This window comes from Streptomyces sp. NPDC002133 (assembly GCF_040296405.1).
Lineage (GTDB): Bacteria > Actinomycetota > Actinomycetes > Streptomycetales > Streptomycetaceae > Streptomyces.
The window spans coordinates 1-15,465 of sequence record NZ_JBEOXF010000038.1 but is presented as its reverse complement, the minus strand read 5'-3'; the positions used below and the strand labels follow the sequence as shown (position 1 = coordinate 15,465).

At 70.4% G+C, this 15,465-nt stretch carries 10 protein-coding genes; 5 read left to right on the top strand and 5 right to left on the bottom strand.

Going from position 1 to position 15,465, the window contains the following annotated elements; genetic code table 11:
* Nucleotides 1-40: 40 nt before the first annotated feature.
* The 5 genes from ABT078_RS28475 to mtnA all read right to left on the bottom strand — a co-directional run bounded on the left by ABT078_RS28475 (nucleotide 41) and on the right by mtnA (nucleotide 9,688).
* On the bottom strand, nucleotides 41-1,879 hold the full coding sequence (locus ABT078_RS28475; protein WP_502981369.1) for an LpqB family beta-propeller domain-containing protein: 1,839 nt from the start codon (nucleotides 1,877-1,879) through the stop codon (nucleotides 41-43).
* On the bottom strand, nucleotides 1,869-3,863 hold the full coding sequence (mtrB, locus tag ABT078_RS28470; protein ID WP_351232599.1) for an MtrAB system histidine kinase MtrB: 1,995 nt from the start codon (nucleotides 3,861-3,863) through the stop codon (nucleotides 1,869-1,871). The genes ABT078_RS28475 and mtrB overlap by 11 nt, the downstream gene beginning before the upstream one ends.
* 1 nt (nucleotide 3,864) lies before the next feature.
* Nucleotides 3,865-4,554 (bottom strand): two-component system response regulator MtrA, encoded by a 690-nt coding sequence (gene mtrA, locus ABT078_RS28465; protein ID WP_351232597.1) that lies wholly within the window; start codon nucleotides 4,552-4,554, stop codon nucleotides 3,865-3,867.
* A 716-nt stretch (nucleotides 4,555-5,270) separates the two neighbouring features.
* Nucleotides 5,271-7,691, bottom strand: a complete 2,421-nt coding sequence (locus ABT078_RS28460; protein WP_351232595.1) for a SpoIIE family protein phosphatase — start codon at nucleotides 7,689-7,691, stop codon at nucleotides 5,271-5,273.
* Nucleotides 7,692-8,545: 854 nt separating this feature from the next.
* The gene (gene mtnA / locus ABT078_RS28455; protein WP_351232593.1) at nucleotides 8,546-9,688 is read right to left on the bottom strand and encodes an S-methyl-5-thioribose-1-phosphate isomerase; all 1,143 of its coding nucleotides are present in this window, start codon (nucleotides 9,686-9,688) and stop codon (nucleotides 8,546-8,548) included.
* A gap of 182 nt (nucleotides 9,689-9,870) precedes the next feature.
* Between mtnA and ABT078_RS28450 the strand changes: the two genes are divergently transcribed.
* From ABT078_RS28450 to ABT078_RS28430, 5 genes are read left to right on the top strand one after another with little or no spacing between them, the layout of a single operon-like run.
* Nucleotides 9,871-11,082, top strand: a complete 1,212-nt coding sequence (locus ABT078_RS28450; protein ID WP_351232590.1) for a DUF7544 domain-containing protein — start codon at nucleotides 9,871-9,873, stop codon at nucleotides 11,080-11,082.
* A gap of 4 nt (nucleotides 11,083-11,086) precedes the next feature.
* Entirely contained in the window at nucleotides 11,087-11,776 is a 690-nt protein-coding gene (locus tag ABT078_RS28445; protein ID WP_351232588.1) for a DUF4129 domain-containing protein, read from the top strand.
* Nucleotides 11,773-12,978, top strand: a complete 1,206-nt coding sequence (locus ABT078_RS28440) for a DUF4350 domain-containing protein (protein WP_351232586.1) — start codon at nucleotides 11,773-11,775, stop codon at nucleotides 12,976-12,978. The genes ABT078_RS28445 and ABT078_RS28440 overlap by 4 nt, the downstream gene beginning before the upstream one ends.
* Entirely contained in the window at nucleotides 12,975-13,958 is a 984-nt protein-coding gene (locus tag ABT078_RS28435; protein WP_351232584.1) for an AAA family ATPase, read from the top strand. Before ABT078_RS28440 ends, ABT078_RS28435 begins: the two co-directional genes overlap by 4 nt.
* 11 nt (nucleotides 13,959-13,969) lie before the next feature.
* Complete coding sequence (locus tag ABT078_RS28430; RefSeq protein ID WP_351232582.1) at nucleotides 13,970-15,280, top strand: DUF58 domain-containing protein; 1,311 nt, start codon at nucleotides 13,970-13,972, stop codon at nucleotides 15,278-15,280.
* Nucleotides 15,281-15,465 lie beyond the last annotated feature (185 nt).

Below are 15,465 nucleotides of genomic sequence, written 5' to 3'. Positions count from 1 at the left end.
CGTCCACGGGCTGTGGAGAACCGGCTCCTGAAGGCTCGCGCTACCCCGGGTAGACCGGGGACGAGCCCTTGTCGATCATCGTCTGCCAGTTCGTGGAAGGCGCGAGCCGCACCAGTCCGTCGTCGGAGACGGCCACCAGCGGCTGTTCCTCGTCCTCGGTGGCGGCGACCGCGGACACCTTGTTCAGGCCCGGCAGCCCACCTGCGGGGGACAGGGAGCCGTCGGTCTGGATGTAGCGCACCTGCTGCACGCCCCCGGCCTCCTTGCCGACCACGACCAGACGGGTCGGACCGGCCCAGGAAACGGCCGTCACCGACTCCAGCCGGGGCGCCGCGGACTGCAGCTCCACCACGGAGGCGGTGCCGGCTCCCGCGGCGTCCACGTGCCGCTCGATCCGGCCGATCTTCAGGGAGCGCTTGCCGTCCTTGGAAAGCAGCAGCGCTATCCGTACGCCGTCGGCCGCCACCCGCAGCGACTCGATCCGGGCGCCGTCGAGCCCGTCGACCTTGATCTCCTGGGGCTCACCCTCACCGTCCTCGAGACGCAGCAGCCTCGGGCGTGCCGGGTCGCGGTCCGCCACCCACAGATCGTTCCGGTCCCAGCTCGGCGTCGACAGCCGGTCCTGGGGCTTGCCGGCGCGGCTCTCCACCAGGGGGGCGGTGAGGCCTTCGTCGGACATGATCGAGGCCGTGTAAAGGCGCAGCCCGTCGTGCGAGACGCCGGCCGCGCGCTGACCGTTGCGCGCCACGGCCACGGTGCTCAGCTGAAGCTCTCCACTCCCGAACGGCCCGCGCACCGTGGTTTTGTCGACGGTCTTGGCCTCCGCCCCCACGACCGCCATCCGCCGGTTGTCGTCGACGAAGTACACGTTGTCCGGGCTCGCCGGCGCCGGCGGAGCGGCCGCCTCTGCCTGGTCGGCACCGAGCACGCACAGGGAGGAGCCGTCCGCACGCTGCAGCTCGACCTGCTCGACGCGGAGCGACGTCAGGTCACGCAGGGTGAGCAGCAGCTGGGTCGCCATCCGCTGGCACACCGTCCGCCCGACGTTGGACGCCTTGTCGTTGAGCGGCACCTTCAGCAGGTTCTGGTCGTCGGGCGTCAGGGACGTGACGCCCTTCCTCAGTGCCGTACCCGTGGGGAACGACGAGCCCACGACCGGCTTCAGCCAGTTCGTCGGGCCCTCGAACAGCGCCGAAACCGTCTGCGCAACCGGGTCCATCCGCGTCACGGGATCCTCCCGCTGCCGGATGTACGCCGGGTCCGCGACCACCGACTGCTGCCCGGACGCGAAGTAGTACTTGTTGACCGAACGGTAGTTGCGCTGGAAGTCGCTCTCCCCCAGCACAAGGCCCTGCGGGGCGGAATCGATCCGCCACTCCTTGCTCTTGCCGTCCGCCCCGTTCTGCCGCACCAGGCGCAGCGTCCCGCTGTACTGGGTGGGCGCCGCCGCCTGATACGCGTGCCGGTCCACCGTCGCGATCAGCTCACCGGACAGCGAGTAGCTGCGAGTGTCGTCCCCCGCCCCGGTTTCCGCATTCCCGGGGTCGGGCGCCTCGGTCAGCACCGTCGTCAGCTGCTCCGGCTTCCACTCCTTGGCGGCGCGCTTCGTCAGATACTTGCGTGCCGTCGCGAACCTCGGATCGTCACTGGTCATGGCCTCCAGGAAGCCGACGACGATCTCATCGGGCACCGCATCCTCGCGGGGCGGTACGGCCAGGACGCGCACCTGCGAGTCCGCGCCCTTGGTGGCCTTGACCTGCTCCACGTCCCCGCTGTCGGGCATCGACGCACACCCTGACAGCAGTACGGCGGCACAGGTGGGCAGCACGAGTGTCCGCGCCGCGCGCCCACCGCCGTAACCACGACGCTCAGCGCCCACGTGTCGTGTCCTCCCGCTCCGAGTTCCGTCCGGCCGTCTCGCCCTCACCGAGCCGCTCCCCGGCCTGACGTGCCACGACACGGGCCCCGCTGCCCGGCAGGGCCGTCGGGTCCACCCCCGTGGCGTGCGCAGGCACCGCTGCCCGGGCGGGCACCGGCATCGGCAGGCGATCGGCGCCTGGCTGCACCGGAACGGTCGTCAGCCGCTGCGCACCACTGTTCGCCTCGTCGGCCGCAGCGCGCTCACGGGCACGCCGGGAGTCCTCGGGCTCCAGCGGTATCGGCGATCCGCGCAGCGGTTCGTCCGCGGTGCGCGGCAGGGTCAGGCGGAACTGCGAGCCACCGCCCGGTTCGCCCCACGCCTGCAGCCAGCCGCCGTGCAGCCGTGCGTCCTCGACGGCGATGGACAGGCCGAGGCCCGTACCACCCGTGGTGCGCGCCCGCGCCGGGTCGGCCCGCCAGAAGCGGTTGAACACGCGTGTCGCCTCCCCGGGCTTCAGTCCCACGCCGTAGTCACGCACGGCCACCGCGACCGCCCCGCCGGCCGAAGCCATGCGTACGACCACATCGCGTCCCTCGCCGTGCTCGACGGCGTTGACGACGAGGTTGCGCAGGACCCGCTCGATACGCCGGGCGTCGGCCTCGGCGACCACGGGCTGCTCGTCGCCGACCACGCGGATCCGGCTGCCCTTGCGCTCGGCCAGCGGCTCGGCCCCGCCGATCACCCGGCGCACGACCTCGCGGAGATCTATCGGCTCGGCCTCCAGCGCGGCCGCGCCCGCGTCGAAGCGGCTGATCTCCAGCAGATCGGACAGCAACGACTCGAACCGGTCGAGCTGGTCCCCGAGCAGCTCCGCGGAGCGCGCCGTCACCGGGTCGAAGTCGCTCCGTGCCTCATGGATGACGTCGGCCGCCATCCGTACGGTCGTCAGCGGGGTGCGCAGCTCGTGCGACACGTCCGAGACGAAGCGCCGCTGCATCCTGGACAGGTCCTCCAGTTGCTGGATCTTGTGCTGGAGGTTCTGCGCCATCTTGTTGAAGGCCTCGCCCAACCTGGCGATGTCGTCCTCGCCGGTGACCTTCATCCGCTCCTGGAGCCGCCCGGCGGAGAGCCGCTCGGCGATCCCGGCGGCCATCCGAACGGGTGTGACGACCTGCCGCACGACCAGCCACGCGATCGCCCCGAGCAGCACGACCACGAACAGTCCGGCCGTCGCCAGCGTCCCCTTGACCAGGCTGAGCGACTCCTCCTCCTGCGTCAGCGGGAAGAGGTAGTACAGCTCGTACGCGTTGCCCGCGACGTCGTTGAGACGCTTGCCGACGGCCAGCCCGGCCTCGGGCTCCTTCGGAACCGAGTACTTGATCTTGACGTACGTCTGGAACGTGCCCGTCCCCTGCGCGACCGAGCTGCGCAGGGCCTCGGGAATGCTCGTCACGTCCACGTCGCCGGACGCCCGCGGACCCCGGCTGGTCCCGGCGTCCTCGGAGTCCGGGCTGAGCGCCACCACGTGGTAGGCGCCCTGGCCGCCACTGGCCAGCTGCTTCACGAGCTCGGACCGCCAGTTGACGGCTCCGCTGCCGGGCCTGCCGTCGGTGGCGTCACCGTCGGGGCCCCCGATGGCGACCGCCTTGTCCTGCGCCGCCGCGAAACCGCCGGCGGCCTGGCTGAGCGCCGCCTGCTCCTTCGCGTCCAGCAGTCCGTTGCGGACCTGGCCGATGACCACGAGACCGAGCAGCAGCACCACGCCGAGCGACATCAGCAGCGTGCTCGCGACCACCCGCAGCTGGATGTTCCGACGCCACAGCCGCACGGCGGGCAGCAGCGGTCGCCGCACCAGCCGTACGGCCATCCGGAGCACCGGTCCACCCGGCGCCCCGTCCTGGAAAACCCGCCCCACACGTGAATGCCCACGCCCGGGCCCGGCAGCCCGCCCCGTACGGACTCCCGGCCCCCCGGGCTTCGGAGCAGTGCTGCCCACGGTCATGTCAGCTCGGTCCGGCCTTGTAACCGACGCCACGGACGGTCACCACGATCTCCGGCCGCTCCGGGTCCTTCTCGACCTTGGAGCGAAGTCGCTGCACATGGACGTTGACCAGCCGGGTGTCGGCGGCATGGCGGTAGCCCCACACCTGCTCGAGCAGCACCTCACGGGTGAACACCTGCCACGGCTTACGGGCCAGCGCTACGAGCAGATCGAACTCGAGCGGGGTCAGCGCGATCGATTGCCCGTCCCGCTTCACGGAGTGGCCGGCCACATCGATGACCAGGTCCCCTATCGCGAGCTGCTCGGGAGCAGGCTCCTCCGACCTCCGCAACCTTGCCCGGATGCGGGCCACCAACTCCTTCGGCTTGAACGGCTTCACGATGTAGTCATCGGCACCGGACTCCAGCCCGACGACCACGTCGACAGTGTCGCTCTTGGCCGTGAGCATGACGATCGGCACACCCGACTCGGCCCTGATGAGCCGGCACACCTCGATGCCGTCCCTACCGGGCAGCATGAGATCCAGCAGCACCAGGTCCGGCTTGGCCTCCCGGAAAGCGGCAAGTGCCTTGTCGCCGTCCGCTACGAACGACGGCTCGAACCCTTCACCACGCAGCACAATCCCGAGCATCTCGGCCAGTGCGGTGTCGTCGTCGACGACAAGGACGCGTCCCTTCATATTCGACATCATCCCATTCTCATAACAGTGGCAGGGTCGCTGGTGGGAAAGGTCACTGGCCAGTGACGATAGTCGTACGCGGTCGTCACTGTCTGCCCCCGTCCACCGGCGTTGATGTCAGTAACGGATGTCAGCTCCCTCCCCCTGGTTGGAGGGACGCCATCGTCAGAGCGGCTTGCTACGGCCCGACACCGACCTGAACCGGATCAGAGGGTATGACATGGCTCGGCTGTGCCGGCGCTGGTGGGTGTCCTTGTGGGGGCGCTGTTCGCTCCGCTGGCCACCACGCGGTTCGGCCGGCAGACGCCTCGGAGAAGCCATCGATCACGTGATCGCGTGTGTGCGCCGAGCGCAACCAGCGGCGGACCATCCGCGGCGAGTAGATCAGCATGGGATCGGCGTCAGTGACGAGGCGGTTCGCTACCAGCTGGAACTTCCGCTACAGAGGATTCGAGAGGTACTACGAGGCGACCCAAGACATGCGGGCAGCACTCGCGGCCGTCGAACCGTATCTGGTCCTGAAATGGGACGGGTCCCAATGACAGACGCCGGAACTGGAGTACGCCAGCCTGCTTGGACAGCTGAAGAGGGCCCGCCGGCGGACCCTCCTTGTCCATTGGGGTAACGACCGTCGAATCGCAGCCTGAGGTCGGAGCCTCCCCAGTGTCCAGCGGTGCCGGGATCGGTCACCTCACGTGCTTGACGTCGGCGCCCCGACGGGCAATCGATCAGCGGCCGGATGCGTGGGCAAGGTCCGCCTCGGCCCACACGACCTTGCCGCCCGGCACCGGGCGGGTGCCCCATCGGCGGGACAGCTGGGAGACGATGGCGAGGCCGCGGCCGTTCTCGTCGGAGGTGCCCGCGTTACGCGGACGCGGGGAGAAGGCGTCGGTATCCGACACTTCGACGGTCAGGACCTCGTGCCGGGTCAGACGCAGGCGAATCGGGCCGTCGCTGTGGCGGACGGCATTGCTGACCAGTTCGCTGACGATCAGCTTCGTGGAATCCTCGAGACCTTCCAGTCCCCATTCGGCCAGCTGACCGGCGGCCAGGTGCCGGGCGCGGCGGGCAGCGATGTCGTCGCTCGGCAGTGTCCAGGAGGCGACCTGGGCCGGGCTGAGTGCGCGGGTGCGGACCAGGAGCAGGCTGGCGTCGTCGCACGCCGCCTGGCCTTGGACGGGCTCCATCGCGCGGGTGCAGAGGTCCTCCAGGGAGAGATCCGGTTGTGCCAGGGCGGTGCCCAGGCGGTGCATTCCCTCCTCGATGTCCTGTCCTCGGGTCTCGACCAGGCCGTCGGTGTACAGGGCGAGGAGACTCCCCTCGGGCAGTTCCAGCTCGACGGCCTCGAAAGGGACCCCTAGCCCGATGCCGAGCGGGGCTCCGGTGGGAAGGTCGGGGAAGGTCACCCGGGCCTGTGGGTCGATGATCGCGGGCGGGAGGTGTCCGGCCGTTGCCATGGTGCACTTCCGGTTGACCGGGTCGTAGACGGCATACAGACAGGTGGCGCCCACCACCGTGGCAGCCTGGTCCGGGTCATCGGTGTCCTCTTCCGCCAGTCGCTGGACCGTGTCGTCGAGACGGGCCAGCAGTTCGTCGGGAGGCAGCTCCATGTCCGCGAGCGTGCGGACCGCGGTGCGGAGCCCTCCCATGGCCACGGCGGCGTCGAGGCCGTGCCCGACCACATCGCCGACCACGAGGGCCACCCGGGCACCGGACAGCGGGATCACATCGAACCAGTCGCCCCCGACACCGCGGTCCACGTCTGCAGGCAGGTAGCGCGAGACCGCCTCCACCGCCAAGCCTCCCCTGAGACGGCGCGGGAGCAGACTGCGTTGGACCGCGAGCGCTGCGGTCTGCTCGCGGCAGTACTGGCGAGCGTTGTCCAACGACACCGCAGCGCGGCCGACGAGCTCCTCGGCCAGGAGCAGATCGCACTCTTGGAACGGCATCGGGTTCTCGGTGCGGACGAACACCGCCGCGCCCAGTAGCGTGCGCCGGGCACGGATGGGTACGAGCATCGCGGAGTGCATGCCGGTCTCACGGATCTTCTGGGCCCGCTCCGGGTCCTTGTCGATCCATGAGCCCGGAGCAGTGTTCAGGACCGGCAGTATGTGTGACCTGCCGGTGCGCAGGACGTCGATGAAGGGCGAGGCGGGCGGTAGGTGAACGGGCTCACCGCGCTCCCACGCGGACTCCGGCACCCCTGGGCGGATCGAGGCCACGCCAGCACGCCGAAGAACGGGGAAACGCTCGCCGATCGAGCCGATGCGGACCGGGGGCCCCTCACCGAACGGGACCGACTCCTCCAGGTCCACGGCGACGTAGTCGGCGAACAGGGGCACGGCGAGATCGGCCAGTTCCTGACCGGTCTGCATCACATCCAGGGTGCTGCCCAGGCACGTGCCCGCCTCCCCGAGAACCGCCAGGCGCTCGCGCTCCTGCCGACTCTCGGTGAGATCAACGCTGATGACGCACACCCCCAGGGCTCGGCCGTCGGCGCCCTGGAGACAGGAGAACGAAACGGCGTACGGGCGCTCCTCACCCCGACTCGTCGGCAGCCACGTCCGGTACTCGTGGACCTTGGTGCTACCGCTCCTCAGTACCCTCCGCATCACCGCCTCGGCCACTTCGGCCTCGATACCGGGCCACGCGTCGGTCATCCGGAATCCGAGCCGCCGGTCCCGGGAGATGCCGTTGTGGCTCTCCACCGCGTCGTTCACCCAGCTGCAACGCAGCTCCAGGTCACGGACCACGACGCCGATCGGCGCGCGGTCAAGAATCGATCCCTGTACCGATCCATTCACCGCGTCCCCGGACAGCGTGCCCATGTCGGTCACGGAAGCGAGCCACCGCACTGCTCCGTCCTGCCCCCGTACCAACGAGATCCGCAGGCCGACGTCGAGCATGCGGCCGTCCCGGTGGCGCACCGCCGTCGCGCCCGACCAGCCGTTCCGGGCACGGCACCGCTCGACGAACGCCGACATCGTCGACGCTTCACCGAAGCATGGCAGGACGAGCGCGGCAGACCGGCCGACCACCTCGCTGGCTGAGTATCCGACAAGGTGCTCGGCGGCCTGCGTCCACGCGACCACCGTCCCCTGCTCGTCGAGCAGCGCGAACGCCGAGTCGGATATGTCAGACGCGTGCATCTGCCTACCGAGTGTCAGTCGGTCGGTCCTGATCGGGGTCGTAGTCATCGGGCTGTCGTCCTCGGATGGCCAGGAATGGGCAACATGGGCCATAGAAGTTAATTTGCCTCTTACGGGGCAATTGACCGGATGGCGCTCTGCCCTGTGACAACGTCGCAGCCGTGGTTGATACCAGTTCGGTCGTGCAAGCCCGCTGACGGGCCGCGAGGCGGGCGCAGCGAGTGGACGGCATGCGTGCGGCAGCCTGGAAACGGCGCCCAGGAAGCGAGCATTCTCTGCGGCCCCCTCCGCGACGTTTCACCGGCAGTCGCCGCGGTCGGCTTTACCAGGTGCTTGATCTTGCCGTGGCACTGCTCGCCCGGAGATCGGCGGCCACCACTGGTCGCATACCCCTCCAACGCCGAACGGCAGGGGAGCAGACCGAGCCCTGGAGCACGTGATGTGGTCGGTGGAGCGGCTTTGGGCGGGAGCCGCCATGGGGCGAGAGATCATGGCCCCTTACGCTGGCCGCGAATCGGGCCGGCTCCTCGCCTGCCCGCAATAGCCCGATCTGGGGCCATGGTCTTCGAGGCTCGCCCCCATGGTGGCTGCGTAAAGCGGTGGAGCCGACCGCCCCAGCCACAGCGGGTCTACCGTCTTGCGGATCTCTGGCGTTGCTCGCTCCAGCTGCGCGGCCGGCGTGCCGGGCCCGGAGCGGTGGCCGCCCGCATCCGGCAACTGGAGGCCGCTCGAGTCGGACTCCGAGGCCACGTGATGCAGCCGTTGATGCAGCCGTTGGATGTCACGGCCCCTCTCCCTGCGAATCGCCGCAGGTGGGAGGGGTCGCTTTCGTCGATCGGATCGACATCATCCCATCAGCTGATCGTTACCTGGCGTGACCTGACACCCAGCTCCGCTATTCCGCCCCCGGTGACCGGGGACACGACTCCTTCTTCGGTGACGACGGCCGTCACGAGTTCCGGCGGCGTGACGTCGAACGCAGGGTTGTACGCAAGGGTTCCCAGCGGGGCGACCGGAAGCCCGCCGCCGGACTCGGCACCCGCACTCTGCGGCGCCATGACCTCCGTCACCTCCCGCCCCGGCCGCTGTTCCACCTCTATCGACGCTCCGTCCGCGGTCCGCAGATCCACCGTGGTGGTCGGCGCCACCACGATGAACGGCACATGGTGGTACTTGGCGAGGACCGCCAGCGGATAGCTCCCCACCTTGTTCGCCACGGATCCGTCCGCGGCGATCCGGTCGGCCCCGATCAATACCGCATCCACCTGCCCCGCCGCGAACAGCGAACCCGCCGCATTGTCCGTGAGCAAGGTGTAGGGCATGCCGCTCCCGGCCGCCTCGTACGCGGTGAGCCTGGCGCCCTGGAGCAGCGGTCGCGTCTCGTCGACCCACAGCATGCGCAACCGCCCCGCCCGATGCGCGGCCAGCGCCACCGCAAAAGCCGTGCCCTCGCCTCCGGAGACCAGCCGCCCCGTGTTGCAGTGCGTCAGAATCCGGTGGCCACTGCCCGGCAGCAGCTCATCGAGCAGCGCGAGCCCATGGTCCGTCATCCGCGCACTCGCCTCGGCGTCCTCCCGGTGCAGCGCCTTCGCCTCGGCGAGCGCGGCCGCAGCCGCCTCTTCCACGCCGACGCCCTTGCCGACCGCCTCCCGGTACGCGTCGGCCGCCCGCCGCACCCCGTACCCGAGGTTGACCGCGGTGGGCCGCGCCCGCTCCAGCATGGCCGCAGCCTCCGCGACGTCGTACCCACGCTCGGCAGCAAGGGCCACTCCGTACGCACCGGCGATACCGAGCAACGGCGCCCCCCGCACGGCCAGGGTCCGTATCGCCCGCACCAGCGCCGGGACGTCCGTGCAGACCAGCTCGACCTCCTCGGCCGGCAGCCGGGTCTGGTCGAGAAGGACCAGTGCAGGGCCTTCGGGCGGCTCGTCCCAGCGCAGCGAGGGCGGCGGCGCAGGGTCCTCGCCGACGGGTATATGAACGTGCTGATCAGCCATCCGCCCAGTCTGCCCGCTACGGCAGCGACAATGAAGGTGAGAAGGAGATCCAGAGCCCGGTCCACCGGCGGGCGGCGCGTGGCACGATGGCTGCCGGCCTTCCGCCACGCCGTGCGGACAGGCGCCGAGCCAGCACCGGCTCCCCGAGCCGGGCGCATGACCAATCCACGAGGTGGACGACTGTGAACGACACTCCGGGCTGGGCCTCGCCCGGATCCGCGCGCTCCGACGGCCAGGGCGACGGAGTGCCGCGGCCCGACGAGCCCGCCGACGCGGCCGGCCCCTCCTCGAAGTGGTCCAAGCAGCAGCCGCCGGCCGGCCAGTGGGCTCCACCGACCGCGCCCGGTGGCGGGCCTGTGCCCCCGGTCCAGGCGGGCTGGGGCGGTGGGCAGCGGAGCAGTTGGGGCGGCCCGCCGCCGGCCGCCAAGCCGGGAGTCATCCCGCTCCGGCCCCTCGGCGTCGGCGAGATCCTGGACGGCGCGGTGTCGACGCTGCGGGCACACTGGCGACCCGTGCTGGCTGTCACGATCACGGTGTCCGTCATCTCCCAGATCGCCGACATCCTCGTCCAGCGCTACGTGCTCCCGAAGGCTCCGAGCATGGATCCGGACGCCGGCCCCGAGGAAGCCCTCAACCAGGCCGTCGACGCCATGCAGTTCAGCATGCTCGCCATGGTGCCGACCCTGATCATCGCCTTGATCGCCACTCTCTTCGTCACGGCCATGCTGACCATCGTGGTCAGCCGATCCGTGCTGGGGCGCCAGGTGACCCTCTCCGAGGCCTGGAGCGAAGCCCGGCCCCGGCTCCTGAGCCTCCTGGGGCTGACGCTGGCGATCGTGCTCATGTGCACGGCCGCGATCGCCGTGGGCGCCCTTCCCGGGATACTCCTCGGCTCCGACGCCCTCGGCACTCTGGGTGGCCTCGCCGGCGTCGTCGTCGCCATCTGGCTCTGGGTCCGCTACGCCCTTGCCTCGCCCGCGCTCATGCTGGAGCGGCAAGGCATCGCACCGTCCATGCGCCGCTCCGCCAAGCTGGTCAACGGCGCCTGGTGGCGGACCTTCGGCATCCTGCTGCTGGTCCTGGTACTCACCATCATCGTGTCGATGATCATCGCCATGCCGTTCGGCCTGCTCGCCTACATGGCCGACGGCGACGGACTCAGCGGACTCTTCAGCGGCACCACCCCCGAGTTCGGCTGGCCGTTCCTGATCATCACGGGCATCGGCGCGGTGATCGCCTCGGCCATCACCTACCCGATCTCGGCCGGCGTGACGGTCCTCCTCTACGTGGACCAGCGCATCCGCCGGGAGGCCCTCGACCTCGAACTGGCCCGCGCCGCAGGCGTCGCGGGCAGCGGTTCCTCCGCCCCGGGCGACGACACCTCCAGGAGTTGATGCGGTGTCCATCACGGGGGGCGCAATCACCGCGCGGACGCTGATCCGCGCGAACGACGACGTACCGGTGGACATCCCGCGCGTCCCTGCCCGCGAGGCGGCCGAGCGGGAACTGTCCAGGCCGATGTACCACGAGAACGATCCGAACCTCCTCGAGCGAGGCCTCGACCGCTTCTGGGAGTGGGTCGACGGCATCTTCGACTCCGCGTCCGGCGCCGCACCGGGCGGAGTCGTCGGACTCGTCATCATCGTTCTGATCGTCATCGCCCTGGCCGCGGCGCTGTGGTGGCGGCTGGGCACCCCGCAGCGGAGCCTCACCACCGGCGACGCCCTCTTCGAGGACGGTCCGCGCAGCGCCGCGGAGCACCGCACCGCTGCCGAGGCGCACGCCGCCGCCGGGCGCTTCAACCAGGCCGTCCAGGAGCGGATGCGCGCCATCGTCCGCTCCCTGGAGGAACGGGCCCTCCTCGACCCGCGCCCGGGACGCACCGCCGACGAAGCCGCAGCCGAAGCCGGCCGGCCCCTGCCCGACGAGGCCGGCGCACTCCGCGCCGCTGCACGGGCCTTCGACGACGTCACATACGGCGGTCGGACCGCCGACCAGCAGACATATCTGCGCCTCAAGGATCTCGACAGCCGGGTGGAACGCGCCAAACCCCAACTGAGCGCCGCGGCCCAGGGAGCAGCCGAATGACCGCGGCCACGACTTCCACGACGTCCACGGCCCTCACGTCCCGTCAGATCTGGACGCGAAGCCGGGGAGTACTGCTCGCACTGGTCGTCCTCGTCGCCGCCGGGATCGCCATCGCCGCCGTACGCTCCGGTGAACAGCACGGGCGCCTCGACCCCCGCTCCGCGGACGCCCAGGGCAGCCGAGCCGTGGCCGAACTGCTCAGGTCCCGGGGGGTCGACACCCGCGTGGTCACCACCCTCGACGAGGCCACCACGGCCACCGGCCCCGACACCACGCTCCTGGTCGTCGCCCCGGACCTGTTGACGGGACGCCAGCAGGAGGCCCTACGCACCGCCATGGTCCCGTCGGGCGGCCGCACGGTCCTGGTCGCCCCCGGGCCGCCGTCTGTCGACACCCTCGCCCCCGGCGTACGGCCGGACACGCGCACGCCCGTCTCCGCTCGCGACCCCCAGTGCACCTTCCCCGCCGCCGAGCGCGCGGGAAAGGCCGACACCGGCGGTGAGCGGTACGCCACGGACGACGTCCCCGACGCGGACGCCTGTTACCTCAGCGACGGTCTGCCGACGCTGCTCAGGATCAGCGACCCGGGCGACGGCGACACCGTCCTGCTCGGCTCCCCCGACATCCTGCTCAACGAGCGCCTCGACAAGGAGGGCAACGCCTCACTCGCGCTCCAACTCCTGGGCTCCCGGCCTCATCTCGTCTGGTACCTCCCTTCGCTCAGTGATGAATCCGCCGTCGCCGAGGGCAACGGCGACGAAGCCGGCGAGAACGGTATCGGCGACCTGATCCCGTCCGGCTGGCTGTGGGGCACGCTCCAGCTCTTCCTCGCCGCAGTGCTCGCCGCCGTCTGGCGCGCCCGCAGGCTCGGACCGCTCGTGACCGAACGGCTGCCCGTCGCCATCCGCGCATCGGAAGCCACCGAGGGCCGCGCCCGCCTCTACCGCAAGGCCAACGCCCGCGACCGCGCCGCCGCGGCACTCCGCTCCGCCACCCGCACCCGGCTCGCCCCCCTCCTGGGCGTCGCCCCGGCAGACGCCCACTCCCCGGATGCCCTGCTTCCCGCCGTGTCCGCGCGACTCGTCGACGGGGACCGGGACGTCAAGGACCTCCTTTTCGGCCCGGCACCGGCCGACGACGCCGCCCTCATCCGCCTGGCTGACCAACTCGACGCCCTCGAAAGAGAGGTACGCACTTCATGAGCGCCCCGACCCCCGAGACCCCCGAGAGCTCGGACAGCGCACGCGCCTCCCTGGAGGCCCTGCGAGCCGAGATCGCGAAGGCCGTGGTCGGCCAGGACTCTGCCGTCACCGGACTCGTCGTGGCCCTGCTCTGCCGAGGTCACGTCCTCCTCGAAGGCGTCCCCGGTGTCGCCAAGACGCTCCTCGTCCGCGCCCTCGCCGCGTCCCTCGAACTCGACACCAAGCGCGTCCAGTTCACCCCCGACCTCATGCCCAGCGACGTCACCGGCTCGCTGGTCTACGACGCGCGGACCGCACAGTTCTCCTTCCAGCCGGGCCCTGTCTTCACCAATCTGCTGCTCGCCGACGAGATCAACCGGACGCCCCCGAAGACCCAGTCGTCCCTGCTCGAGGCCATGGAAGAGCGCCAGGTCACGGTCGACGGCACCCCGCGCCCGCTCCCCGACCCGTTCCTGGTCGCCGCAACCCAGAACCCGGTCGAGTACGAAGGCACGTACCCCCTCCCCGAAGCCCAGCTCGACCGCTTTCTCCTCAAGCTGACGGTGCCGCTGCCCTCACGCCAGGACGAGATCAATGTCCTCTCCCGGCACGCCGAGGGCTTCAACCCCCGCGATCTTCAGGCCGCCGGGATCCGCCCCGTCGCCGGACCGGCCGATCTGGAGGCCGCCCGCGCCGCCGTGGCGAAGACTTCCGTCTCCCCCGAGATCGCCGGCTACGTCGTCGATATCTGCCGTGCCACGCGTGAATCCCCCTCACTCACCCTCGGCGCCTCTCCCCGAGGCGCCACCGCACTGCTGTCCACCGCCCGAGCCTGGGCATGGCTCACCGGCCGGGACTATGTCATTCCGGATGACGTGAAGGCCCTGGCCCTTCCCACCCTCCGGCACCGCATCCAACTGCGCCCCGAGGCGGAGATGGAAGGAGTCACCGCAGACTCCGTCATCACCGCGATCCTCACCCACGTCCCCGTCCCCCGCTGAGGCGGTACACCGTGGCCCTCACCGGACGAACAGCTCTCCTCGCCGCCCTAGGCTCCATCCCCGTCGGCGTCTTCGCGCCCAGTTGGGCGGGAATCCTCGCCGTCAACGCACCACTCTCAGTAGCAATTCTGTGCGACTATGCCCTGGCTGCACCAGTGCGAAAGCTCCAGTTCACCCGAAGCGGTGACACGTCCGTTCGACTCGGTGACAGTGCGGAAGTCCAGCTCACCGTCACCAACCCGACTGCCCGCCGTCTGCGTGCCCATCTCCGGGACGCCTGGCCGCCCAGCAGCTGGGTCTCTGGAACGGAGCAGGCCGCGTCCCGCCACAGGCTGACGGTCCCGGCCGGTGAACGCCGCCGCATCTCCACGATCCTGCGCCCGACCCGTCGCGGTGACCGCCGGGCAGAGCGCGTCACTGTCCGTTCGTACGGCCCGCTCGGCCTCGCGGCACGCCAGGGAAACCACGACGTGCCGTGGACCGTGCGCGTCCTGCCACCCTTCACCAGCCGCAAGCATCTGCCCTCCCGCCTTGCCCGACTGCGCGAGCTCGACGGCCGGACCAGCGTGCTGACACGCGGCCAAGGCACCGAGTTCGACAGCCTCCGCGAGTACGTCCCAGGCGACGACACCCGTTCGATCGACTGGCGCGCCACCGCCCGCCAGACCACCGTCGCGGTACGGACCTGGCGGCCCGAACGGGACCGCCACATCCTCATCGTCCTCGACACCGGCCGCACCTCGGCCGGCCGCGTCGGCGATGTCCCACGCCTGGACGCAGCCATGGACGCCGCGCTTCTCCTCACTGCGCTCGCGACGCGCGCCGGAGATCGCGTGGACCTCCTCGCCTACGACCGCCGCACCCGAGCCCAGGTTCAGGGCCGAGCAGCCGGAGAAGTACTCCCCTCGATGGTCAACGCACTTGCTCCGCTCGAGCCGGAGCTTGTGGAGACCGATGCCCGAGGCCTCAGTGCCACCGCACTCAAGTACGCCCCGCGTCGCTCCCTCATCGTTCTGCTGACCGGTCTGGACGCTGCTCCGATCGAGGAGGGCCTGCTACCGGTGCTCCCTCAACTCACCCAGCGCCACACGGTGGTTCTGGCATCCGTCGCCGATCCCCACATCGCGGAAATGGCCAACAATCGCGGGACCCTGGACGCGGTGTACAACGCTGCCGCCGGCACGCAGGCCCAGGCCCAACGCCGACGCACCGCCGAACATCTCCAGCGGCACGGGGTCACCGTCGTCGATGCCACCCCGGACAACCTGGCTCCTGCTCTGGCAGACGCCTATCTGGCTCTGAAGGCTGCCGGGCGTCTGTAGGAGCAGCCGCAAGAGGACCAGGACCACTCTTCTGGGGGAGGAGAAGGGTGGTCCTGACCGATTCCACCCGTGTGGACTCCGATTCCCCCTCTGAACGCAGAAAAGCCCCGGACCAAAAGGTCCGGGGCTCCCCGCAATAATTGTTCGGCGGCGTCCTACTCTCCCACAGGGTCCCCCCTGCAGTA